Source organism: Streptomyces sp. NPDC015127 (assembly GCF_043080095.1).
In the GTDB taxonomy this organism is placed as follows: Bacteria; Actinomycetota; Actinomycetes; order Streptomycetales; family Streptomycetaceae; genus Streptomyces.
Map to the genome: position 1 here is coordinate 24,504 of NZ_JBIBVE010000009.1, position 21,867 is coordinate 46,370.

Annotated in this window: 21 protein-coding genes; 6 read left to right on the plus strand and 15 right to left on the minus strand. The window is 71.9% G+C overall.

All coding sequences use genetic code 11. The features are described 5' to 3' along the window. Positions 1-24: 24 nt before the first annotated feature. Positions 25-1,356, plus strand: a complete 1,332-nt coding sequence (gene cseC, locus ACF08N_RS18760) for a two-component system sensor histidine kinase CseC (protein WP_392325733.1) — start codon at positions 25-27, stop codon at positions 1,354-1,356. A 79-nt stretch (positions 1,357-1,435) separates the two neighbouring features. Here cseC and ACF08N_RS18765 read toward each other — a convergent pair whose 3' ends face one another. After that, positions 1,436-3,040, minus strand: coding sequence for an MDR family MFS transporter (locus ACF08N_RS18765; protein WP_392325734.1), 1,605 nt, complete (start codon positions 3,038-3,040; stop codon positions 1,436-1,438). Positions 3,041-3,152: 112 nt separating this feature from the next. Here ACF08N_RS18765 and ACF08N_RS18770 point away from each other — a divergent pair, with 112 nt between their 5' ends. Then, positions 3,153-3,731 (plus strand): TetR/AcrR family transcriptional regulator, encoded by a 579-nt coding sequence (locus ACF08N_RS18770; RefSeq protein WP_392325735.1) that lies wholly within the window; start codon positions 3,153-3,155, stop codon positions 3,729-3,731. Positions 3,732-3,782: 51 nt separating this feature from the next. Here ACF08N_RS18770 and ACF08N_RS18775 read toward each other — a convergent pair whose 3' ends face one another. Next, positions 3,783-4,484, minus strand: coding sequence for a M23 family metallopeptidase (locus tag ACF08N_RS18775; RefSeq protein WP_392325736.1), 702 nt, complete (start codon positions 4,482-4,484; stop codon positions 3,783-3,785). 543 nt (positions 4,485-5,027) lie between these two features. Here ACF08N_RS18775 and dacB point away from each other — a divergent pair. Next, a complete protein-coding gene (gene dacB / locus ACF08N_RS18780) occupies positions 5,028-6,629 on the plus strand; it encodes a D-alanyl-D-alanine carboxypeptidase/D-alanyl-D-alanine-endopeptidase (RefSeq protein WP_392325737.1) in 1,602 nt (533 codons plus the stop codon). A gap of 143 nt (positions 6,630-6,772) precedes the next feature. Here dacB and ACF08N_RS18785 read toward each other — a convergent pair whose 3' ends face one another. Beyond that, positions 6,773-9,301 carry an ATP-dependent Clp protease ATP-binding subunit gene (locus ACF08N_RS18785; RefSeq protein WP_392325738.1) on the minus strand — a complete coding sequence of 843 codons (2,529 nt, stop codon included), beginning with the start codon at positions 9,299-9,301 and terminating at the stop codon, positions 6,773-6,775. A 431-nt stretch (positions 9,302-9,732) separates the two neighbouring features. Between ACF08N_RS18785 and ACF08N_RS18790 the strand changes: the two genes are divergently transcribed. Continuing rightward, a complete protein-coding gene (locus ACF08N_RS18790) occupies positions 9,733-10,293 on the plus strand; it encodes an SCO3374 family protein (protein ID WP_392326001.1) in 561 nt (186 codons plus the stop codon). On the opposite strand, the gene ACF08N_RS18795 is transcribed toward ACF08N_RS18790, so the two are convergent. The 10 genes from ACF08N_RS18795 to ACF08N_RS18840 all read right to left on the minus strand — a co-directional run bounded on the left by ACF08N_RS18795 (position 10,272) and on the right by ACF08N_RS18840 (position 18,163). Then, on the minus strand, positions 10,272-10,607 hold the full coding sequence (locus ACF08N_RS18795; RefSeq protein WP_392325739.1) for an Lsr2 family protein: 336 nt from the start codon (positions 10,605-10,607) through the stop codon (positions 10,272-10,274). The genes ACF08N_RS18790 and ACF08N_RS18795 overlap by 22 nt on opposite strands. A gap of 144 nt (positions 10,608-10,751) precedes the next feature. Continuing rightward, entirely contained in the window at positions 10,752-11,279 is a 528-nt protein-coding gene (locus ACF08N_RS18800) for an amino-acid N-acetyltransferase (protein WP_392325740.1), read from the minus strand. A gap of 9 nt (positions 11,280-11,288) precedes the next feature. Further along, complete coding sequence (locus ACF08N_RS18805; protein ID WP_392325741.1) at positions 11,289-11,684, minus strand: BlaI/MecI/CopY family transcriptional regulator; 396 nt, start codon at positions 11,682-11,684, stop codon at positions 11,289-11,291. 114 nt (positions 11,685-11,798) lie between these two features. Beyond that, on the minus strand, positions 11,799-11,972 hold the full coding sequence (locus ACF08N_RS18810; protein WP_392325742.1) for a hypothetical protein: 174 nt from the start codon (positions 11,970-11,972) through the stop codon (positions 11,799-11,801). Between the two features lie 14 nt (positions 11,973-11,986). After that, positions 11,987-12,595, minus strand: coding sequence for a hypothetical protein (locus ACF08N_RS18815; RefSeq protein ID WP_392326002.1), 609 nt, complete (start codon positions 12,593-12,595; stop codon positions 11,987-11,989). A gap of 124 nt (positions 12,596-12,719) precedes the next feature. Then, complete coding sequence (locus tag ACF08N_RS18820; protein ID WP_392325743.1) at positions 12,720-13,517, minus strand: type III pantothenate kinase; 798 nt, start codon at positions 13,515-13,517, stop codon at positions 12,720-12,722. Next, on the minus strand, positions 13,517-14,527 hold the full coding sequence (nadC, locus tag ACF08N_RS18825; RefSeq protein WP_392325744.1) for a carboxylating nicotinate-nucleotide diphosphorylase: 1,011 nt from the start codon (positions 14,525-14,527) through the stop codon (positions 13,517-13,519). The genes ACF08N_RS18820 and nadC overlap by 1 nt, the downstream gene beginning before the upstream one ends. Next, positions 14,524-16,224 carry an L-aspartate oxidase gene (locus ACF08N_RS18830; RefSeq protein ID WP_392325745.1) on the minus strand — a complete coding sequence of 567 codons (1,701 nt, stop codon included), beginning with the start codon at positions 16,222-16,224 and terminating at the stop codon, positions 14,524-14,526. Before ACF08N_RS18830 ends, nadC begins: the two co-directional genes overlap by 4 nt. Continuing rightward, positions 16,221-17,246, minus strand: coding sequence for a pantoate--beta-alanine ligase (panC, locus tag ACF08N_RS18835; RefSeq protein ID WP_392325746.1), 1,026 nt, complete (start codon positions 17,244-17,246; stop codon positions 16,221-16,223). The genes ACF08N_RS18830 and panC overlap by 4 nt, the downstream gene beginning before the upstream one ends. After that, positions 17,243-18,163 (minus strand): Rossmann-like and DUF2520 domain-containing protein, encoded by a 921-nt coding sequence (locus ACF08N_RS18840; protein WP_392325747.1) that lies wholly within the window; start codon positions 18,161-18,163, stop codon positions 17,243-17,245. Before ACF08N_RS18840 ends, panC begins: the two co-directional genes overlap by 4 nt. A 118-nt stretch (positions 18,164-18,281) precedes the next feature. On the opposite strand from ACF08N_RS18840, the gene ACF08N_RS18845 reads away from it, so the two are divergent. Further along, positions 18,282-19,433 (plus strand): threonine aldolase family protein, encoded by a 1,152-nt coding sequence (locus ACF08N_RS18845; protein WP_392325748.1) that lies wholly within the window; start codon positions 18,282-18,284, stop codon positions 19,431-19,433. A 138-nt stretch (positions 19,434-19,571) separates the two neighbouring features. On the opposite strand, the gene ACF08N_RS18850 is transcribed toward ACF08N_RS18845, so the two are convergent. Further along, positions 19,572-19,841: a hypothetical protein gene (locus ACF08N_RS18850; protein ID WP_392325749.1), complete on the minus strand. Its 270-nt coding sequence runs from the start codon at positions 19,839-19,841 to the stop codon at positions 19,572-19,574. 104 nt (positions 19,842-19,945) lie between these two features. Between ACF08N_RS18850 and ACF08N_RS18855 the strand changes: the two genes are divergently transcribed. Further along, entirely contained in the window at positions 19,946-21,058 is a 1,113-nt protein-coding gene (locus ACF08N_RS18855) for a DUF5937 family protein (protein ID WP_392326003.1), read from the plus strand. A 105-nt stretch (positions 21,059-21,163) separates the two neighbouring features. Here the strand turns inward: ACF08N_RS18855 and ACF08N_RS18860 are convergent, their stop codons facing one another. Continuing rightward, a complete protein-coding gene (locus tag ACF08N_RS18860; RefSeq protein WP_392325750.1) occupies positions 21,164-21,841 on the minus strand; it encodes a response regulator in 678 nt (225 codons plus the stop codon). Between the last annotated feature and the right edge of the window lie 26 nt (positions 21,842-21,867).

Here is a 21,867-nt window from a genome sequence, read left to right on the forward strand (position 1 = left end):
GAACGTCGGACAGGACCCCGTCGGATGAGACGCCCCACCCTGCGCATCGGCACCCTGCGCACCGGCGTCCGGTGGAAGATCAGCATCGCCATCGCCGCCGTCGGCGCGCTCATCGCCATGGCGCTGAGCCTGGTCGTGCACAACGCGGCGCGCGTGTCCATGCTCGACAACGCCCGCGACGTGCAGATGGACCGCATCCTGCTCGCCCAGCGCTGGTTCGAGACCTCCAAGAACCGCGACCCGCGCTTCAACAGCAAGATCAACGATCCGGCCCTCCCCGACGAGCTGCAGAAGCTGATGCGCGAGAACCGGCGCGGCAGCTACGTCGACGACCACGGCGAGACGCCCGAGATCTGGGCCGCCGTACCGCTGGCCAACGGCGACGTGCTGTCCCTGCACACCGAGTTCGCCGGCCGCAGCGCCACCGTGATGAAGGACCTCGACCGGGCCCTGATCATCGGCTCGGTGTCCGTCGTGCTGTGCGGCTCCGCGCTCGGCGTGCTCATCGGCGGCCAGCTCTCGCGCCGGCTGCGCAAGGCGGCGGCGGCCGCGGGCAACGTGGCGCAGGGCAACACCGACGTACGCGTCAGGGACGCCATCGGCGGGCTCGTACGCGACGAGACGGACGAGCTGGCCCGCGCGGTGGACGCCCTGACGGACGCGCTGCAGTCCCGTATCGAGGCGGAACGCCGGGTGACGGCCGACATCGCGCACGAGCTGCGCACGCCCGTGACCGGTCTGCTGACCGCGGCGGAGCTGCTGCCGCCCGGGCGCCCGACCGAGCTCGTGCGGGACCGGGCCCAGGCGATGCGCACGCTGGTGGAGGACGTCCTGGAGGTCGCGCGGCTCGACAGCGCGTCGGAGCGGGCCGAGCTCCAGGAGATCCAGCTCGCGGAGTTCGTCGGCCGGCGGGTGGCCGCGCTGCACCCCGAGGCGGAGATCCGGGTCGTCCACGAGTCCTGGGTCAACACCGATCCGCGCCGCCTGGAGCGCATCCTGGGCAATCTGCTGACCAATGCCATGAAGTACGGCAAGGGGCCCGTCGAGGTGACCGTCGAGGGCCGGGTGGTGCGCGTACGGGACCACGGGCCCGGGTTCCCCGAGGCGCTGCTGCGCGAGGGGCCGAGCCGGTTCCGCACGGGCGCGAGCGACCGGGCCGGGACGGGCCACGGCCTGGGGCTGACGATCGCGGCCGGACAGGCGCGGGTGCTCGGCGCCCGCCTGACCTTCCGCAACGCGGCACCGCAGGGCTCGACCCCGCTGGGCGCGTCGGGCGGGGCGATCGCGGTGCTGTGGCTGCCGGAGCACGCCCCGACGAACACGGGCAGCTTCCCGATGCTGCCGCTGGACGACTGACGGCACAGACCCCGCGGCGTACACGGCCGATGGCCCGGGGCGTTGCCCCGGGCCATCGGCATTCCTGTGTGCGCAGTGCTCAGACCCGCTCGGTGAGCTTCTCCTCCGCACCGTCCGACTCCGCGGACTCCTCGGCGGGGGACGGGGCCGGGGCCGCGCCCCGCAGCGGGACCTCCTCGACGAAGAAGGCGGCCACCAGCCCGATCACCGCGACGGCCCCGCCGACCAGGAAGGCGGCGTGCGTGCCCGACGCGACCGCGAACTCGTACGCCTCCCGGACCGGGTCCGGCAGCTTCGCGAGGCTCGCCGCGTCCAGCTGGGCGGAGCCGGCGGTCGCCTGCGCCCCGCCCCGTGCGGCCATCTCGTCCTGGACCCTGCTGGTGAACAGCGCCCCCATGATGGCGACGCCGAAGGAGCTGCCGAGCGTGCGGAAGAGTGTCGCGGCGGAGGAGGCGACGCCCATGTCCTTCATCTCGACGCTGTTCTGCGCGACGAGCATGGTGATCTGCATCAGGAAGCCCATGCCGGCGCCGAGGACGGCCATGTAGAGCCCGGCGGTCAGCCGCGAGGTGCCGGTGTCCATGGTGGCCAGCAGGAACAGGCCGGCGACCATCAGGGCGCCGCCGATGATGGGGAAGACGCGGTACCGGCCGGTGTTGGTCGTGACCCGGCCCGCGACCATCGAGACGGCGAGCATCGACAGCAGGAGCGGCAGCAGGAGCAGTCCGGAGTTGGTCGCGGACGCGCCCTGGACCGACTGCTGGAACAGCGGCAGGAAGAGCACCGCGCCGAACATCACGAAACCGGTGAAGAAGCCGATCACGGACATCAGCGTGAAGTTGCGGCTGCGGAAGATGTGCAGCGGCATGATCGGCTCGGCGGCCCGCGCCTCCACGAACAGGAAGCCCACGAGCGAGGCGACGCCGATGGCCGCCAGCTCCATGATCACGGCCGAGTCCCAGGCGTACTCCGTACCGCCCCAGGTGGTGACCAGCACGATCGCGGTGATGCCGATCGTCAGCAGCGCGGCGCCCAGGTAGTCGACGCGGGCCGTGCTGCGCGGCTTGCCGGGCAGGTGGAGCACCGCGGTGACCATGGCGAGGGCGACCGCGCCGAGCGGCACGTTGATGTAGAAGCTCCAGCGCCAGCCGAGGTGGTCGGTGATCGTGCCGCCGACCAGCGGTCCGCCGATCATGGCGATGGCCATGACGGCGGCCATCATGCCCTGGTACCGGCCGCGCTCCCGCGGCGGCACGAGGTCGCCGATGATCGCCATCACGCCGACCATCAGACCGCCTGCGCCCAGTCCCTGCACCGCGCGGAAGCCGATCAGCTGGCCCATGTCCTGGGCCATGCCGCTGAGCACGGAGCCGATCAGAAAGATCACGATCGCGGTGAGGAAGACGCCCTTGCGGCCGTACAGGTCGCCGAGCTTGCCCCAGATCGGGGTGGAGGCCGCCGTCGCGAGGGTGTAGGACGTGACCACCCAGGACAGGTGCTCCAGTCCGCCGAGTTCTCCGACGATGGTGGGCATCGCGGTGCCCACGATCATGTTGTCCAGCATCGCCAGAAGCATCGCGATCATGAGCGCGAGCATCACCACGCGCACGCTTCGCTCGGGACGCGCCCCCTTCTCCCCCGCCACGGCCCGCGAGGCCGCCTGCTGTTTCACCGTGTCCGCCATCTCTTCCGCTCCCCTGTGACTTACTTGCCGCCCGGCTAGTTACTACACTGGGGGACGGTAGACCGCTAACTAGCCGGGCGTCAAGTAAGTTTTTCGGGAGCGGAGAGACAGCATGGGCAGCACACGGCAGCCGCGCCGGAGCAACACACGGCAGCGCATCCAGGACGTGGCCCTGGAGCTGTTCGCCGAGCAGGGGTACGAGAAGACGTCGCTGCGCGAGATCGCCGAGGCCCTCGACGTCACCAAGGCCGCGCTCTACTACCACTTCAAGACCAAGGAAGACATCGTCGTCAGCCTCTTCCAGGACCTGACGCGGCCCATGGACGAGCTGATCGAATGGGCGCAGGGACAGCCGCGCACGCTGGAGACGAAGGAGCAGGTGCTGCGGCGCTACAACGACGCGCTGACCGCCGCGGCACCGCTGTTCCGCTTCATGCAGGAGAACCAGGCGACGATGCGCGAGCTCAGCATCGGCGAGTCCTTCAAGGACCGCATGATCACCATGCTCGGGCTGCTCAGGGAGCCCGACACGGAGCTGAAGGACCAGGTCCGCTGCGTCTCCGCGCTGTTCACGCTGCACGCGGCGATGTTCGCCCTGAAAGACATCGAGGGCGACCCCGAGGAGAAGCGTGATGCCGCCCTCGAGGTCGCCCTCGATCTGATCGCCCAGGCGCACCACGCCCGGGGCTGAGCCCTTCGGGGTGCGGTCCCGGGTGGTGTTCCGGGTGGTGTTCCGGGTGCGTCAGATGGTGACGCCGACGGTGCGCAGGAAGGACACCGGGTTGAGCGCCGAGCCGTAGTTCGGGGTCGTACGGATCTCGAAGTGCAGGTGCGGGCCGGACGAGTTGCCGGTGTTGCCGGACTTCGCGATCGTCTGGCCGGCCTTCACGGTCGAGCCGATGGAGACGTTGATCTTCGACAGGTGGGCGTACTGCGAGTACTTGCCGTTGGCGTGCTTGACCACGATGGCGTTGCCGTACGCGGGGCCGTCGCCGCCGCCGTTCGGGCCGGCCTTGACGACGGTGCCGGCGCCGGCGGCCTTGACGGGGGTGCCGATCGGAACGGCGAAGTCCTGGCCGGAGTGCTTGGCGGACCACATGGCGCCGCCCTGGGCGAAGCTCGCGGTCAGCGTGTACTTGTTGACGGGCTTGACCCACGCGGCCGGCTTCTTGGCGACCTTCTTCGCGGCGGCCTTCTTGGCGGCATCGGCCTTCTTCGCCGCGGCCTCGGCCTTCGCCTGCGCGGCGACCTTCGCCTGGGCGTCGGCCTGCGCGGCGACGGCGGACGCGGCGTCCACGACGGCCGGGGCCTTGCCCGCATCGGCGGAGGCGACACCCGCACCGGCTCCGACGACCATCACGGCACCCATTCCGGCGGCCACGACGGCCCCACGGGTACGGAGCACGGACGGGCGGAGTCGGTGGATCATGGTGCGCTTCGACATACGGGAGAACCTCCGGGCATGAATGGACCCGGCGTGCTCGCCGGGCTGGCTCCACATTGGTAACCCGGCCCCCCAAGTCGCCTCAAATGCCCTAACTACGACATCACGTCGTAGGAGAGGTCCTGGGAATCGGACTCTTGACGCCGTCGGGACGCATCCGACGGATCGTCGAAACAAGGCCGACAAATGCCCCCACGGAGGTGTTTAGCCGCACGTCCCGGCCACGCCCACGCGTTGCGCGCCGCGCCGCTGGGCGCAGGGACCGGCCAAGGGACCAAAGTCCCGCCCGACACCGGACCGAACGTCCCGGCCCCGAGTGCCGCCACGACACTATTGCGTCTAGTAGGTCCGATTCGTCCTGTGCGCCTTGTCACGGGCAGGGCCCGTCCAGGGCCCCGGAATCGTGACCCAGGCCACGGGCGCGGCGCCGTCGCGGCCCGGCGACAAGCGCCCGGAATGCGGCATTTCGCGGTGACCGGGGCCACACGACACGGCCGTCAGGCGTCCTTCCGGAGCGGATGCGCTTACGGGATCCTCCCGGGCATGAGCAGACCCGTGAATCCCGTGAACCGCCGCCGCGGCCACCGCCGCGGATGGATCTGGACCGCCGTCGCCGGACTCGCCTGCACCCTCACCCTGAGCTCCCCCGCGGGGGCCGGCCCCTCGGACACCGGCCTGGGCGACGCGATCGACACGATCCTCGCCGACGCCCGCCTCGACGGCGGCTCCGCGAGCGTCGTCGTCGCCGACGCCACCACCGGCGAGCGCCTCTACCGGCGCGACGCGGCCGACCGCCTGATGCCCGCCTCCAACACCAAGCTCCCCACGTCCGTCGCCGCCATGGCCCTCCTCGGCCCGGACCACCGCTACACCACCGACGTCCTGGCCACCGGCGCGCGCCGCGGCTCCACCCTGCACGGCGACCTCTACCTGCGCGGCAGCGGCGACCCCACGATGCTCGCCAAGGACTACGACCGCCTCGCCGCAGACCTCGCCGCGAGCGGGATCGAGCGGGTCACCGGACGCCTCGTCGCCGACGACACCCGCTTCGACGACCAGCGCCTCGGCCGCTCCTGGGCGGCCGACGACGAGTCCTCGTACTACTCGGCGCAGATCTCGGCGCTCACCCTCGCCCCCGACACCGACTACGACTCCGGCACCGTCGTCGTCGAGGCGACGCCCGGCGCCCGCCCCGGCGACCGGCCGACGGTGAAACTGACCCCGCCGAACGACTACGTACGCCTCGACATCCAGGGCACGACCGTGGAGCAGGGCCGCCCCGACACGCTGGCCGTGGAACGCCGCCACGGCACCAACACGATCACCGTCAGCGGCGACATCCCCCTCGGCGCGAGCCCCACCAAGGAGTGGATCACCGTCTGGGAGCCCACCGGCTACGCCGCCGCCGTCTTCGCGGACGCGCTCGCCTCCCACGGCGTACGGATCGCCGGCAGCCCGCGTCTGGGCCGTCCCGCCCCGCCCGGCGCCCGCACGCTCGCCTCGCACCGCTCCATGCCGCTCAAGGAGCTGATGCGCCCCTTCATGAAGCTCTCGAACAACATGCACGCCGAAGCCCTGACGAAGACGATCGGCCACCGGGCCTCGGGCCGCGGCACATGGGACGCGGGCCTTGCGGCCGTCGCCCGCCATCTGGCGAAGGAGGGCGTACGGACCGGGTCCCTGCGCCAGGTCGACGGCTCCGGCCTGTCCCGGATGAACCTCTTCCCCGCCGAGGAGCTGACCACCCTGCTGCTCTCCGTGCGCGACGAGCCCTGGTACCAGGACTGGTACGCGTCGCTGCCCGTGGCCTGCGCCCCTGACCGCGCGGTGGGCGGCACCCTGCGCTCCCGGATGTGCTCCACCCCCGCGGCGCTCAACGCCCGCGCCAAGACGGGCTCGCTCACCGGCGCCTCGGCACTGTCGGGGTACGTCACCGACGCGGGCGGCCGGGAACTCGTCTACAGCGTCGTCCTGAACAACTACCTGGCTTCCTCGGTCAAGAGCATCGAGGACGCGATCGTCGTGACGCTGGCGTCCTCGGACACCGCGAAGGGCACGATCACGGCCGCACGGCCGCCCCGCGCCCGCACGGCGGAACCGGACACCGCCCTCGAATGCTCCTGGCGCAAGCCCGCCCACTGCTGACCCCGCCCGCATCGGCCGCCGGCCACCGGATCCGGTCCCGGCACGGGACTCGGGGCAGGGCCGCGGGCACGCAAAGGGCCGGGCCCCGGATCCTTTACGGATCCGGGGCCCGGCCCTGGTGCGTCAACCGGCCCGGGGGACCGTCACGCGTCCTTCGACAGGTTCGGCCCCTTGCCGCCGCCGGCCGCCTGCTCGATGGGCGGGACGTCCGGCAGAGCCGACTTCTCCTCGCCGCGGAAGGTGAACTTCTGCTGCTCGCCCTCGCCCTCGGTGTCCACGACCACGATGTGACCGGGGCGCAGCTCGCCGAAGAGGATCTTCTCCGACAGGATGTCCTCGATCTCGCGCTGGATCGTCCGGCGCAGCGGCCGGGCGCCCAGGACCGGGTCGTAGCCCTTCTTGGCGAGGAGCGACTTGGCCGTGGAGCTGAGCTCGATGCCCATGTCCCGGTCCTTCAGACGCTCGTCCACCTTGGCGATCATGAGGTCGACGATCTGGATGATGTCGTCCTCGGTGAGCTGGTGGAAGACGACCGTGTCGTCGACACGGTTGAGGAACTCCGGCCGGAAGTGCTGCTTGAGCTCCTCGTTGACCTTCGCCTTCATCCGCTCGTATCCGGTCTTGACGTCACCCTGGGCGGCGAAGCCCAGGTTGAAGCCCTTGGAGATGTCCCGGGTCCCGAGGTTGGTCGTCATGATGATGACCGTGTTCTTGAAGTCCACGACGCGGCCCTGGGAGTCGGTCAGACGACCGTCCTCCAGGATCTGCAGAAGGGAATTGAAGATATCGGGGTGGGCCTTCTCGACCTCGTCGAAGAGGACGACGGAGAACGGCTTCCGGCGCACCTTCTCGGTGAGCTGGCCGCCCTCTTCGTAACCCACGTATCCGGGCGGGGAACCGAAGAGACGGGAAACCGTGTGCTTCTCGCTGAACTCCGACATGTCGAGGGAGATCAGCGCGTCCTCGTCGCCGAAGAGGAATTCGGCGAGCGTCTTGGAGAGCTCGGTCTTACCGACACCCGAGGGGCCGGCGAAGATGAACGAGCCACCGGGGCGCTTCGGGTCCTTCAGACCGGCTCGCGTACGGCGGATGGCCTGCGAGAGGGCCTTGATGGCGTCCTTCTGCCCGATGACGCGCTTGTGGAGCTCGTCCTCCATGCGCAGCAGACGCGAGGACTCCTCCTCGGTCAGCTTGAAGACCGGGATGCCGGTGGCGGTCGCGAGGACCTCGGCGATCAGCTCGCCGTCGACCTCGGCGACGACGTCCATGTCGCCGGCCTTCCACTCCTTCTCCCGCTTGGCCTTCGCCGCCAGCAGCTGCTTCTCCTTGTCGCGGAGAGAGGCCGCCTTCTCGAAGTCCTGGGAGTCGATCGCGGACTCCTTGTCCCGGCGCACACCGGCGATCTTCTCGTCGAACTCGCGCAGGTCCGGCGGCGCGGTCATCCGGCGGATGCGCATCCGGGAACCGGCCTCGTCGATCAGGTCGATCGCCTTGTCCGGCAGGAAGCGGTCCGAGATGTACCGGTCGGCCAGGGTGGCGGCCTGGACCAGCGCCTCGTCCGTGATGGAGACCCGGTGGTGGGCCTCGTAGCGGTCGCGCAGACCCTTGAGGATCTCGATCGTGTGCGGCAGCGACGGCTCGGCGACCTGGATGGGCTGGAAGCGGCGCTCGAGGGCCGCGTCCTTCTCCAGGTGCTTGCGGTACTCGTCGAGCGTGGTGGCGCCGATGGTCTGCAGCTCACCACGGGCGAGCATCGGCTTCAGGATCGAAGCCGCGTCGATCGCGCCCTCGGCGGCACCCGCACCCACCAGGGTGTGGAGCTCGTCGATGAACAGGATGATGTCGCCGCGGGTGCGGATCTCCTTGAGGACCTTCTTCAGGCGCTCCTCGAAGTCACCGCGGTAGCGGGAGCCGGCGACCAGCGCACCCAGGTCGAGGGTGTAGAGGTGCTTGTCCTTGAGGGTCTCGGGCACCTCGCCCTTGACGATGGCCTGTGCCAGGCCCTCGACGACCGCCGTCTTTCCGACGCCGGGCTCGCCGATGAGCACAGGGTTGTTCTTGGTACGGCGGGACAGCACCTGCATGACCCGCTCGATCTCCTTCTCGCGCCCGATGACCGGGTCGAGCTTGGACTCACGAGCGGCCTGGGTGAGGTTCCGGCCGAACTGGTCGAGGACGAGGGAGGTCGAGGGGGTGCCCTCGGCCGGGCCGCCTGCCGTGGCGGCCTCCTTGCCCTGGTAGCCGGAGAGCAGCTGGATGACCTGCTGCCGCACCCGGTTGAGATCGGCGCCCAGCTTCACGAGGACCTGGGCGGCGACGCCCTCGCCCTCGCGGATCAGGCCGAGCAGGATGTGCTCGGTGCCGATGTAGTTGTGGCCCAGCTGAAGAGCCTCCCGGAGCGACAGCTCCAGGACCTTCTTGGCACGGGGCGTGAAGGGGATGTGCCCGGACGGGGCCTGCTGGCCCTGGCCGATGATCTCCTCCACCTGCTGGCGGACCGCCTCGAGCGAAATCCCGAGGCTCTCCAGGGCCTTAGCGGCGACACCCTCACCCTCGTGGATAAGGCCCAGGAGGATGTGCTCGGTGCCGATGTAGTTGTGGTTGAGCATCCGGGCTTCTTCCTGAGCCAGGACGACAACCCGCCGCGCGCGGTCGGTGAACCTCTCGAACATCGTTAATCGCTCCTCAGAGCGGTCAGGCAGTAAGGGGTCGGTCCCCTCCCTGTCCTTCCGCAGCTTAGTCCCGCAAGCGGGGACCGCTCATTCCAACTGCCGACACCCGTCTGTGGCCTCCTGACCCCTGAACGCCGACAACTGCTCCAACCCGATGGTGCGAGACGATGTTCCCGCAGGCCAGGCAGTTACCCTCACCATCAGTACGCCGATGGCGAACGCGAGACGGCCCGGCGAGCGTGTCGCCCCTCCCCACTAGGAATGTCTTACCCGTAAGCACTGACACTCCATGCCGCGCGCACCCGTTCCCTCAGCTACGGGCGAACAACCTTGCGCCGTTCCACGAGCCGGGGCGCTCCCGATTCCGGCACCCTGTGCGACGAACATCACACCCTGCGTAACCCTTGGCGCCGGTGCGCAGTTCCCCGGGCATGGTCCTGGCCGTCCCGCATCCCCGTGTACCCCTCGAAGGCGACGCCGCGTACTGGTATCGCAGCGCACTCGGCTGGGCGGTGGCCGACGGCTCGCCCGCGCAGCTGCTGACGGGGCGGGATTTCGACGTACTGGAGCTGCCGGCGGACGCCGGGGCCGCTGTGCTGCGGCGCACGGAGCGGACCGGGCCCGTGGCCGTGCAGGGCCGCAGAATGCGGCTGCTGGTGGCCGCGGGGAGCGCCGAGGAGCTGCCGGGGCTGCTCGACTGGCTCGAATGGGGCGGAGTCGCTCTCGACCTGACCGCCGTCGGCGAGGGCGGGCGGATGACCGCCCCGCCACCGCCCGGACGTGACCACGTCCGGGGAGCCGCCCGCTGGCTGCGCCCTCCCGGACGCGGGAGCCGGCTGCCGGCTCTCGCCGGATTCGGGGACATCGGACATGCCCCCGATCTCGTGCGGCTGGTGGACACGGCGGCAACGGAGTGCCACCGCGTCCGGCTGCTGCGTGTCGGACGCGCGCGGGTGCAGCGGACGGAAACTCAGCCGTTGGCCTTCTCGTAGGCCTCACGGACGGTCGCCGGGACGCGGCCACGGTCGTTCACCTCGAAGCCGTTCGCCTTTGCCCAGGCGCGGATCTCGGCGGTGTCCTTGTTGCCACCCGCCGCCGCACGGCCCTTGCCACGGCCGGTCGCCGCGCGACCGCCGGTGCGCCGGCCGTTCTTCGCGTAGGGCTCGAGGAGGCTCCGGAGCTTGTCCGCATTGGCGGTGGTGAGGTCGATCTCGTAGGTCTTGCCGTCCAGAGCGAACGTCACCGTCTCGTCCGCCTCGCCGCCGTCGAGGTCGTCGACAAGAAGGACCTGAACCTTCTGTGCCACCGGATTTCCTTTCATCGAAAATGCAGTACGCGGAAAGGAAACCGCTTTTCCCGGAAAAACACAAACCCTCGGCAGAGGTTCAGATCCGCGAGAACACGGGAAACGTGCGCGATTCGGACATAGAGATCCGTGTCCTTGGGGCGATCACAGGTGCAGAAGCATCCGGCTGTTGCCCAAGGTGTTCGGCTTCACTCGTTCGAGACCCAGGAACTCGGCGACACCCTCGTCATAGGAGCGCAGCAGCTCGGCGTAGACATCCGTGTCCACCGGGGTCTGCGTCTCGCCGATCTCGACGAAGCCGTGCTTGGAGAAGAAGTCCACTTCGAAGGTGAGGCAGAAAACCCGGCGCACTCCCAGCCAGCGGGCGGTCTGCAACAGCTTGCCCAGTACCTGGTGCCCGATGCCGTGCCCCTGGAAGGCCGGGTCCACGGCGAGTGTGCGCACTTCGGCGAGGTCTTCCCACATCACGTGGAGGGCGCCGCAGCCGACAACCCGGGCGTCCGCGTCGCGTTCCGCGACCCAGAACTCCTGGATGGCTTCGTAAAGGGTGACCGTTGCTTTGTCGAGCAGGATGCCTTCACTCATGTACGGATCCACGAGACGGCGGACGTCCGGTACATCGCTGGTCCGGGCCCGCCGGACGGTGATGGCATTTGCTGCGGCATAAGACATGGCCCGACGCTATCGCCCTGCGGGGCCCGGGCCCTCGGCGGCCTCGCCGCCCTGAACGATGCGCATGGCGGCTTGCAGCTGCTCGCGCTGCTCGGGCGACATCATGCCGAAGAAGGCGACGAGTGCGGCGGCGGGGTTGTCGCTCTTGGACCAGGCTTCGTTCATCAGAGCGGCCGCGTAGGCGGCCCGGGTGGAGACGGCCGTATATCGATAGGCGCGGCCCTCGACTTCCCTGCGCACCCAGCCCTTCTGATGGAGATTGTCCATTACCGTCATGACGGTGGTGTAGGCGATGGACCGTTCCTGCTGGAGGTCTTCCAGGACTTCCCTGACCGTGACCGGCCGGTTCCATTGCCAGACCCGGGTCATGACGGCGTCTTCGAGCTCTCCCAATTGACGGGGCACATTGCCACCATAGTGGGAGATCCAGGAGTCATCGCCTATTGACGGAGCAAAAAGGACGTACGGCCTGGAATCTGCCGTACGTCCTCGTTGTGCTGCTGCGTTGTGCTGCTGGGGTCAGGCGTCGGGCCCGGCCTGCCGGGCCGACTCGGCGCGGGCGAGCGCGGCGTCCACGGCCGCGTCCTCCTTGGCCTTGTTCGAACCGCCCTGGCTCTTGACGATCGTCACGACCAGACCGATGAAGAAGGCGGCCATCACCACCGGGGGCACGAGCGCGGAAACGTAGTCCATGCCCTCCAGAGTAGCTATCCGGCGGCGCGCTGCTCCGGTGGGGGCGCCGGCTTGCGGCGTGGCGGGAAGACCTCCGAGGGCTTCGGCACGGGCCGCTCGTCCGGGGCGGGCGGTGTGGGCTTCGGCTTCTGCGGCTGCGGCTGGGGCTTGCTCTTCGGGTCCTCGGCGGCGCGTCCGCCGGGCAGCGCCATGAGCCGGGCGCGGCGGGCGCCGGCGGGCGCCGGCACGTGCACCGCCGGTGCGGGTACGGTCCGCCCGGCGAGCCGGGCCCGCACGGACTGTTCGGCGAGCGCCAGACAGCGCCGGAGCACGGCGGCGGCCACCGGGTTGTCCCGCAGGGCGCGCAGCGCGGCGAGATCGTCGGTCAGGGGCTCGTGGCCGGCGGCCAGCGCTTCCTGGAGGAGCTCCAGATAGCCGGTGGCGGAGCCGGGCAGGGCGGCGCGGTAGCGGGCGAGATCCGCGACGAGGAAGTCCCGCAGGCGGCCCCCCTCGCGTACGGCCTCGTCGACGGAGTCGGCCAGTCTCAGGCACTCCCTGACGTCCTCGTCGGCGAGGGGGACGGGATGGAGGGCGGCGGCGAGGGCGCGTCGGAGCACACGCAGCTCGTCAGCGCCGAACGCCATGCCGCCGTGGGATCCGTATGGCGTGGGCATGGCCCGACCATACGAGCCGACGGCACAAATTCCACTTAATGGTACGAACGCGGGCGTTGCGCCCCGAGGGAACGCCCGGGCCGCCGCCCGGGCGTCACATGCGCGAGACGTTCCGCTCGTAGACCAGGCGCAGCCCGATCAGCGTCAGCCACGGCTCGTGCTCGTCGATCGCCGACGACTCGCCCAGCACCATCGGCGCCAGACCGCCCGTCGCGATCACCGTCACCTCGTCCGGGTCCTCCGCCAGCTCCCGCTTCATCCGGTGGACCACCCCGTCCACCTGGCCGGCGAAGCCGTACACGATGCCCGCCTGCATCGCCTCGACCGTGTTCTTGCCGATCACGCTCCGCGGGCGGACGACCTCGATCTTGCGGAGCTGGGCGCCCTTGACGCCGAGCGCGTCGACGGAGATCTCGATGCCGGGGGCGATCACGCCACCCACGTACTCGCCCCGTGCGCTCACCGCGTCGAACGTCGTCGCCGTGCCGAAGTCGACGACGATCGCGGGGCCCCCGTACAGGTCGACCGCCGCGGCCGCGTTGATGATGCGGTCGGCGCCGACCTCCTTGGGGTTGTCCGTGAGGACCGGGACGCCGGTCTTGATGCCGGGCTCGACGAGGACCGCCGGGACGTCGCCGTAGTAACGACGGGTGACCTCGCGCAGCTCGTGCAGCACCGAGGGGACGGTGGAGCAGATCGCGATGCCCTCGATGCCGTCGCCCAGTTCCTCCCCGAGCAGGGGATGCATGCTCATCAGCCCCTGGAGCAGGACGGCCAGCTCGTCCGCGGTGCGGCGCGCGTCGGTGGAGATGCGCCAGTGCTCGACGATCTCCTCGCCGTCGAAGAGGCCCAGCACGGTGTGGGTGTTGCCGACGTCGATGGTGAGCAGCATCAGGCGTCGACCTCGCGGAGGTCGAGGCCGATGTCGAGGATCGGGGACGAGTGCGTGAGCGCGCCCACCGCCAGGTAGTCGACGCCCGTCTCGGCGTACGCGCGGGCGTTGGCCAGGGTGAGGCGGCCGGAGGACTCCAGGATCGCGCGGCCCGCCACCAGCGTGACGGCCTCCTCGGTCTCGGTCGGGGTGAAGTTGTCCAGCAGGATCAGGTCGGCGCCCGCGTCGATCACCTCGCGGACCTGGTGCAGCGTGTCGACCTCGACCTCGATCGGGAGGTCGGGGAAGCGGTCGCGCACGGCCTTGAACGCCTCGGCGACCCCGCCCGCCGCCACCACGTGGTTGTCCTTGACCAGCGCCGCGTCGGACAGCGACATCCGGTGGTTGACGCCGCCGCCGCAGCGCACCGCGTACTTCTCCAGGGCGCGCAGGCCGGGCGTCGTCTTGCGGGTGTCGCGGACCTTGGCCTTGGTGCCTTCGAGTGCGTCGGCCCAGGCGCGGGTGGCGGTCGCGATGCCCGAGAGGCGGCACAGGATGTTCAGCGCGCTGCGCTCGCCGGTGAGCAGGTCGCGCGTGCCCGCCGTGACCGAGAGCAGCTTCTGGCCCGCCTCGACGCGGTCGCCGTCCTCGACGTGCCGCTCGACCTCGAAGTCGGAGGTGCACACGATCGACAGGACGGCCTCGGCGACCCGCAGCCCCGCGACCGTGCCCGCCTCGCGGGCCGTGAAGTCGCCGGTGGCGACGGCGTCCTGCGGGACGGTCGCCACGCTGGTGACGTCCACACCGCCGTCGAGGTCCTCCTCGATGGCGAGGTGGGCGATGTCCTCGACCTGCACGGGGTCGAGTCCGGCGGCCGCCAGCAGCTCGGCGAGGGCGGGGTCGAGGCCGCTCTCGTACGTCTCGTCGGCACAGCCGCAGCCGTCGCCGCAGCCCGCGTCGGACGCGGCGGGTGCGCCGATCTGGATCAGCGGTACGTCCACGGGCTCCGGACGTTCTTCGGGCGTGGTCACGATTGCGGCTCCCTGGGGGCGATGGGCGGTACGGGCGGAAGGGCCTCGTCGTCGGTGCGCCGGACGACGAGGCGGCGGTCGGGGGTGAGCCGCACCGTGATGTGGCGGCGCCAGCCGGTGTCGTCGCGGTCGGGGTGGTCCTCGCGCCAGTGGCACCCGCGGGTCTCGGCGCGCTCGCGGGCCGCGGCGACGAGGACCCGGGAGACGAGGAGCAGGTTGGTGGACTCCCAGGACTCGACGCCGGGCTCGGCCGCCTTGGGACCGTCGGCGTCGTGGGCCGCGGTGAGCGACAGCTCCTCCAGGGCGCCGGCCGCGCCGTCGAGGCTGGCCGCGGTCCTGATCACGCCGGCGCCGTGCGTCATGATCCGCTGGATCTCGTGGCGCTCCTCGGGCGCGAGCAGCGGGACGGTGTCGCCGGTCGCCTCCCGGGGCGCGCCGGCGGGGCCGGCCTCGCGGGAGGCGATGTCGGCCGCGATCCGCTCGGCGAAGACGAGGCCCTCCAGGAGCGAGTTGGACGCGAGCCGGTTGGCGCCGTGGACGCCGGTGCAGGCGACCTCGCCGCAGGCGTAGAGGCCGGGGACGGTGGTGCGGCCGTGCAGATCGGTGCGCACGCCGCCGGAGGCGTAGTGCGCGGCGGGCGCGACGGGGATCGGCTCGGTGACGGGGTCGATGCCGTGCGCGCGGCAGGACGCGAGGATGGTGGGGAAGCGCTGCTCCCACATCTCGGCGCCGAAGTGGCGGGCGTCCAGGTACATGTGCGCGGCGCCCTGCTCCTGCATCCGGCGCATGATGCCCTTGGCGACGATGTCGCGCGGGGCGAGCTCGGCCAGCTCGTGCTGCCCGACCATGAAGCGCGTGCCGGCCGCGTCCACGAGATACGCGCCCTCGCCCCGTACCGCCTCGGACACCAGCGGCTGCTGGCCCTCGCTGTCCGCGCCGAGGAACAGCACGGTGGGGTGGAACTGCACGAACTCCAGGTCCGACACCTCGGCCCCGGCGCGCAGCGCCAGCGCCACGCCGTCGCCGGTGGAGACGGCGGGGTTGGTGGTCGCCGAGAAGACCTGGCCCATGCCGCCGGTGGCGAGCACGACGGTGGGGGCGTGGACGGCGCCGACGCCGTCGTGCTGGCCCTCGCCCATGACGTGCAGCGTGATGCCGGCCGTGCGGCCGTCGGCGTCGGTGAGCAGGTCGAGGACCAGGGCGTTCTCGATGGCGCGCAGTCCCTGGTCGCGGACCGCGTCGACCAGGGCGCGGGAGATCTCGGCCCCGGTCGCGTCGCCGCCCGCGTGGGCGATGCGGCGGCGGTGGTGGCCGCCCTCGCGGGTGAGCTCTATCTCGCCCGACGCGGGGTTCTTGTCGAAGCGGGCGCCGGTGGCGATCAGCCGCCGCACGGCGTCCGGTCCCTCGGTGACCAGAGTGCGCACCGCCTCCTCGTCGCACAGCCCCGCCCCCGCGACGAGGGTGTCGTCGAGGTGCTGCCCGGGGGTGTCGCCCTCGCCGAGCGCGGCGGCGATGCCGCCCTGCGCCCAGCGGGTGGAGCCGTCGTCGAGGCGCGCCTTGGTGACCACGACGGTGCTCAGACCGGTGGCGGCGCACCGCAGGGCGGCGGTGAGGCCCGCGACGCCGGAGCCGACCACGACGACGTCGGCCTCGATGGCCCAGCCGGGGGCGGGGGCGGTCAGCCGTATTCCGGTCACTGCTGGGCTCCGAAGGTCAGCGGGATGTTGTCGATGAGGCGGGTCGTGCCGACCTTCGCGGCGACGGCGAGGACCGCCTCACCGGTGTGGTCGTCGGGGACCTCGGTGAAGGTGGCGGGGTCGACGAGCGCCAAGTAGTCCAGCTGGAGCGGCGGATCGGCCTGCGCGGCCTCGTCCAGCACGGTGCGGGCCGCGGCCCGCACGGCGTCCGCACCGCCCGGCGGGGCGGACAGGGCCACCGCGTGGGCGTCGGCGGCGGCCCTGGCCTCGCCCATCGCGGACAGGGCGGCGGCGCGGGCGGGTGCGGCGGGAACGGCCTCGGCGCGCGCGTGCAGCGCCTGCTGCGCGGCGAGGCGGTCGCCGGCGGCGAACAGCGCGCGGGACAGTGCGAGGGCTGTCCGGCGCTCGGCGTGCGACAGGTACGCGTTGCGGCTGGAGAGGGCGAGGCCGCTGTCCTCGCGGACGGTCGGCACGCCCACGATCTCCACGGGGAAGTTCAGGTCGCGGACCATGCGGCGGATCAGGGCGAGCTGCTGGGCGTCCTTCTGGCCGAACAGCGCGACGTCCGGCGAGGTGAGGTGCAGCAGTTTGGCGACGACGGTGAGCATGCCGTCGAAGTGGCCGGGGCGCGTCCTGCCCTCCAGCACCTCCCCCATGGGACCGGCGCTGATGCGCACCTGCGGCTCGCCGCCCGGGTAGACCTCGTCGACCGAGGGGGCGAACACCACGTCGGCGCCAGCGTCCCGGGCCACCGCGAGGTCGGCGTCGAGCGTGCGCGGGTAGCGGTCGAGGTCCTCGCCCGCTCCGAACTGCAGCGGGTTGACGAAGACGGTGACGATGACGAAGCCCTCGTCGCCGACGTGCTCACGGGCGGCCCGGACGAGCGCGGCGTGGCCTTCGTGGAGGGCTCCCATGGTCATCACGACGGCGGTGCGGCCGGGGACTGCGCGGTGCCCGACGACGTACCGGAGGTCCTCGCGCGTGGGCACCAGCTCGACGTCGTGCCTGGTCTGACGGCTCATCGCAGGTCCCCCTCCGCGAGGACGCCCAGCAGGTCTTCGGCGAGCTCCGGCTTGAGCAGGCCGTGTGCGAGTGCCCGGTCCGCCGTCGTACGGGCCATGGCCAGGTAGCCGGCGACGGCGCCGGGGGCGTGCTTGCGCAGCTCGGCGACGTGCGCCGCGACGGTGCCCGCGTCGCCGCGGGCGACCGGGCCGGTCAGGGCGGCGTCCCCCGAGCGCAGCGCGTTGTCCAGGGCGGCGCCGAGGAGCGGGCCGAGCATCCGGTCGGGGGCCGCGACCCCGGCCGCGCGCAGCAGCTCCATGGACTGGGCGACCAGGGTGACGAGGTGGTTCGCGCCGAGCGCGAGGGCCGCGTGGTACAGCGGGCGGGCCGTCTCCTCGATCCACTCGGGCTCGCCGCCCATCTCGATGACCAGCGCCTCGGCCGCGAGCCGCAGCTCCTCGGGCGCGGTGACGCCGAACGAGCAGCCCGCGAGCCGCTGTACGTCCACGGCCGTCCCGGTGAACGTCATCGCCGGGTGCAGCGCGAGCGGCAGCGCCCCCACGCGGGTCGCCGGGTCGAGCACCGTGGCGCCGAACCGGCCCGAGGTGTGCACGAGCAGCTGCCCCGGCCGCACGGCGCCGGTGCCGACCAGGCCCTCCACGAGGCCGGGCAGCGCGTCGTCGGGAACCGTCAGCAGCACGAGCTCGGCGCGGGCCAGCACCTCGGCGGGCGGCACGAGGGGCACGTCCGGGAGCAGCTCGGCGGCCCGGCGCACGGAGGCGTCCGAGACGCCCGAGACGGCCACCGGCCGGTGCCCGGCCAGCTGGAGCGAGGCGGCGAGGGCGGGGCCGACACGGCCCGCCCCGACCACGCCCACGGTCAGCCGGGCGGGGCGGTCCCGCGGGTCGAGCGGTTCCTGTGGTGGTGTGGCGTTCACGCGGCGGTGCCTTCCGTTCCAGTCCGCGGGGGGTACCGGACGATTTCTCGTCACGATGCTACGCCAGCGTTTCCACCGCCCCCGCAGTTGTCCACAGGCTGTGGGCGATGATCGGACCGTGACGGATACGAGCGGGCACGACGAGCACAGTGAACGGCGGCGCAGACTCGCCGCGTGGCGTACGTCGGAGCGCGTGCTGTGGCGGACCTCCGCCGAACTGCGCATGCGCGACGGCCTCGCGGCTCTGGCCTCGGGTGCCGCCGCCGTGTACGACCTCGACGAGCCGGCCGACCTGTACGGCGACGGGATCGTCGAGGAGCTGGAGCGGCGCACGGCCGACCTCCTTGGCCTCCCGGCGGCGGTGTACTTCCCGACCGGGACGATGGCGCAGCAGGTGGCCCTGCGCTGCTGGGCGGGCCGCATCGGCAACCCGACGGTCGCGCTGCATCCGCAGGCGCATCCCGAGGTGCACGAGCGCTCGGCGCTCTCCGTGGTCAGCGGCCTGCGCACGATCCATCCGACGAAACTGCCCCGGCTGCCTACGGCCGACGAGGTGGCCGAGTGCGACGAGCCCTTCGGCACCCTGATGCTGGAACTGCCGCTGCGGGACGCCGGTTTCGTCCTGCCGTCGTGGGACGACCTGGTGGCCGCCGTCGAGGCTGCCCGGGCACGTGATGCGGTGGTGCACGTCGACGGCGCGCGCCTGTGGGAATGCGCCCCGCACTTCGGCCGCCCGCTGGACGAGATCGCGGCGCTCGCGGACAGCGTGTACGTGTCCTTCTACAAGTCCCTGGGCGGCCTGGCGGGTGCCGTGCTGGCGGGGCCCGAGTCGCTCGCGGACGAGGCACGCGCCTGGCGCCACCGGTACGGCGGGCAGCTGTTCCAGCAGTACCCGGCGGTACTGTCGGCCCTGATCGGCCTGGAGCGGGAGCTGCCGCGGCTGCCGTCGTACGTCGCCCACGCGAAGGTGGTCGCCGCGGCGCTGACGGACGCGCTCGGCGCGGCGGGCGTCCCGTGGTCGCGCGTCCATCCGCAGGTCCCGCACACGCACCAGTTCCAGGTGTGGCTGCCGTACGAGACGGACGTACTGAACGAGGCGGCGCTGGCGCAGTCGGAGGAGACGGGGGTGACGCTCTTCCGCCGCTGGTTCTCGGAGGGCTGTCCGCCGGGGGTCTCGGTGACGGAGATGACCGTGTCGTCGGAGGGCCTCGCGTGGACGGCGGACGACGTGCGGGAGGCGACGGCGGAGTTCGCCCGCAGGGTGGGGTGACGGCGCGCATCCGCCCGTGACCGCCGCAGCGCCGCCACCCGTATCCCCGGTGCGGCCCGTATCCCCGGTGCGGCCCGTATCCCCGGTGCGGCCCGTATCCGCGGTGCGGCCGTGAGCCCCGGCAGGCCACCACGCCCCTCAGCCGCAGCCCGCGGGGCGCCCCCGGCCCGCCGGGCGCGCGCCGGCCGTCCGCGGGCGGCGGTCCCCCCGCAGCGCGGCACGCACCGTGGCGAGTGCGCGGCGCAGGGGCCCGGCCGCGGGACGGGCCGCCACCACTCGTCGGAACCGCCGGTAGTCGGCGACCTCGCGGATCACCTGCCAGTCGTGGCGGCCCGGCTGGGGCGGGGCCTGATCGCCGTGCACGGCGGCGCGGTAGTTGTCGATCATGTGCTGGTGCATCGCGTTCATGGCTTCACGCTGCGTCCGGGCCCCGGCCCGCGTCGCGCCGATTGACGAGCCCCGTCAAACGGCGCGGGACACGCCCGCGGGCAGCGCACCATGGGTGCGTGAGCGTGACCATCGACATCGCGGGGCTGCCCGCCGAACGCATCGTCTTCGAGATCTCCCCCCTCGCCGAGCTGGGCGTGGCGCTGCACGCGCTCGCCGAGCCCGGCCACCATCCCGGGCTGCACGGCTGGGCCACCGCGACCGCCGCCTCGCTCAAGCCCGATCTCGCCGACCGGCTGCACGACGCCGACTTCCTGTGGCGGTCCACGTTCTCGGACGTGTTCATGCCCTTCGCGGGGCTGCCCGGCGGCGCCGGCCGTACCGGCGCGACCGTCGCCGAGGAACTGGACCTGCTCGACCGGCTGGACGACGAGCGCTTCGTCGCCTCGGCCCTGGAGTTCACCTGCGCCTCCACGTACGGGACCGGCGCCCCCTCCCCGCTCACCGATCCGGCCCGCCGCGAGCGCGCGCTCGACCTCGCCGCCACCCGGGGGCCGCGCCAGCTCGACTTCACCCGGCGGCTGCTGGACGACCCCGTCTCCATGCGGGCCTGGTTGCGGCGGCTGCTGGAGGACTGCGACGAGGCGTTCTTCGCCGACACCTGGCGCCGCGTCTCCCCGCAGCTCGCGGCCGACGCCCGCCACAAGACCGAGGTGCTGCGCCGCAAGGGTCTCGCCGAGGCGCTGCACGCCGTCTCCCCGGCCCTGACGCTGGACGAGGCGCGGGGGAGGATCAGCGCGGACAAGCTGGCGGACGGCCGGACGACCGCCGTCGACCCGGCGGTGGGCGGGGGCCTCACCTTCCTGCCGTCCAGCTTCGGCTGGCCGCATCTGATGGTGCTGCACGCCCCGGGCTGGCGGCCGGTCGTCCACTATCCCGTCGGCGCCCCGGATCTGCCGGGCCCGGCCTCCGTCGAGCTGCTCAAGCTGCGCATGGAGGCCCTGGCCCACCCCATGCGGATGCGGCTGTGCCGCAACCTCGCGCGGGCCGCGTACACGACGAGCGAACTCGCGGACGGCTTCGGCATCACGGCGCCCGAGGTGTCCCGGCACCTCGCCGTGCTGAAGAAGGCGGGGCTCATCTCCACCCGCAGGCGCGGTCGTTACGTGCTGCACCAGCTTGACGTACCGGCGGTGGCCCGCCTCGGCAGCGACTTCCTGGAGACCGTGCTGCGCTAGATCGGCCGGATCAGCCGGATCAGCCGAAGCGGATGTGCCGCACGCCCGTCCACGCCTTGCGCAGCCGGTCCCTCAGCGGCCCGTTGATCCACAGCGGCACGGCGCTCAGACCTGTCCGCCGCCGCCCGCGCGCACGAGCCCCGTCTCGTAGGCGAGCACCACGACCTGGACCCGGTCGCGCAGGCCGAGCTTGGTCAGGATCCGGCCCACATGGGTCTTCACGGTGGCCTCGGAGAGCACCAGCCGGGCGGCGATCTCGCCGTTCGACATGCCCTGCGCGACGAGCATCATGACCTCGCGCTCGCGCTCGGTGAGCCGCTGGATCTCCTTGTGCTGCGGCTCCGCGCCGGTGCTCGGCAGCATCGGCGAGAACCGGTCCAGCAGCCGCCGCGTGGTGGACGGCGCGACGACCGCGTCGCCGCTGTGCACGGAGCGGATGGCGCCGAGCAGTTCGCCGGGCGGCACGTCCTTGAGCATGAAGCCGCTGGCACCGGCCTTGAGTCCGGAGAAGGCGTACTCGTCGAGGTCGAAGGTGGTCAGGATCAGCACCTTCGGTGCGTCCGGCTCGGCGCAGATGCGGCGGGTCGCCTCGACGCCGTCGAGGCGCGGCATGCGGACGTCCATCAGCACGACGTCCACCGCGGTGGAGCGCAGGTTCTCGATCGCCTCCGCGCCGTCCCCGGCCTCGGCGACGACCTCCATGTCCGGCTGGGCGGCGAGCACCATGCGGAATCCGGTGCGCAGGAGCACCTGGTCGTCGACGAGCATCACTCGGATGGGCATCACGGTCGGCATCCTCGGTCTGTAGG

Excerpts from the sequence above, each read along its gene's own strand:
- cseC (WP_392325733.1), top strand. The coding sequence starts at position 25 with ATGAGACGCCCCACCCTGCGCATCGGCACCCTGCGCACCGGCGTCCGG.
- ACF08N_RS18765 (WP_392325734.1), bottom strand. The coding sequence starts at position 3,040 with ATGGCGGACACGGTGAAACAGCAGGCGGCCTCGCGGGCCGTGGCGGGG.
- ACF08N_RS18770 (WP_392325735.1), top strand. The coding sequence starts at position 3,153 with ATGGGCAGCACACGGCAGCCGCGCCGGAGCAACACACGGCAGCGCATC.
- ACF08N_RS18775 (WP_392325736.1), bottom strand. The coding sequence starts at position 4,484 with ATGTCGAAGCGCACCATGATCCACCGACTCCGCCCGTCCGTGCTCCGT.
- dacB (WP_392325737.1), top strand. The coding sequence starts at position 5,028 with ATGAGCAGACCCGTGAATCCCGTGAACCGCCGCCGCGGCCACCGCCGC.
- ACF08N_RS18785 (WP_392325738.1), bottom strand. The coding sequence starts at position 9,301 with ATGTTCGAGAGGTTCACCGACCGCGCGCGGCGGGTTGTCGTCCTGGCT.
- ACF08N_RS18790 (WP_392326001.1), top strand. The coding sequence starts at position 9,733 with ATGGTCCTGGCCGTCCCGCATCCCCGTGTACCCCTCGAAGGCGACGCC.
- ACF08N_RS18800 (WP_392325740.1), bottom strand. The coding sequence starts at position 11,279 with ATGTCTTATGCCGCAGCAAATGCCATCACCGTCCGGCGGGCCCGGACC.
- ACF08N_RS18810 (WP_392325742.1), bottom strand. The coding sequence starts at position 11,972 with ATGGACTACGTTTCCGCGCTCGTGCCCCCGGTGGTGATGGCCGCCTTC.
- ACF08N_RS18815 (WP_392326002.1), bottom strand. The coding sequence starts at position 12,595 with ATGGCGTTCGGCGCTGACGAGCTGCGTGTGCTCCGACGCGCCCTCGCC.
- ACF08N_RS18820 (WP_392325743.1), bottom strand. The coding sequence starts at position 13,517 with ATGCTGCTCACCATCGACGTCGGCAACACCCACACCGTGCTGGGCCTC.
- panC (WP_392325746.1), bottom strand. The coding sequence starts at position 17,246 with ATGAGCCGTCAGACCAGGCACGACGTCGAGCTGGTGCCCACGCGCGAG.
- ACF08N_RS18850 (WP_392325749.1), bottom strand. The coding sequence starts at position 19,841 with ATGAACGCGATGCACCAGCACATGATCGACAACTACCGCGCCGCCGTG.
- ACF08N_RS18860 (WP_392325750.1), bottom strand. The coding sequence starts at position 21,841 with ATGCCCATCCGAGTGATGCTCGTCGACGACCAGGTGCTCCTGCGCACC.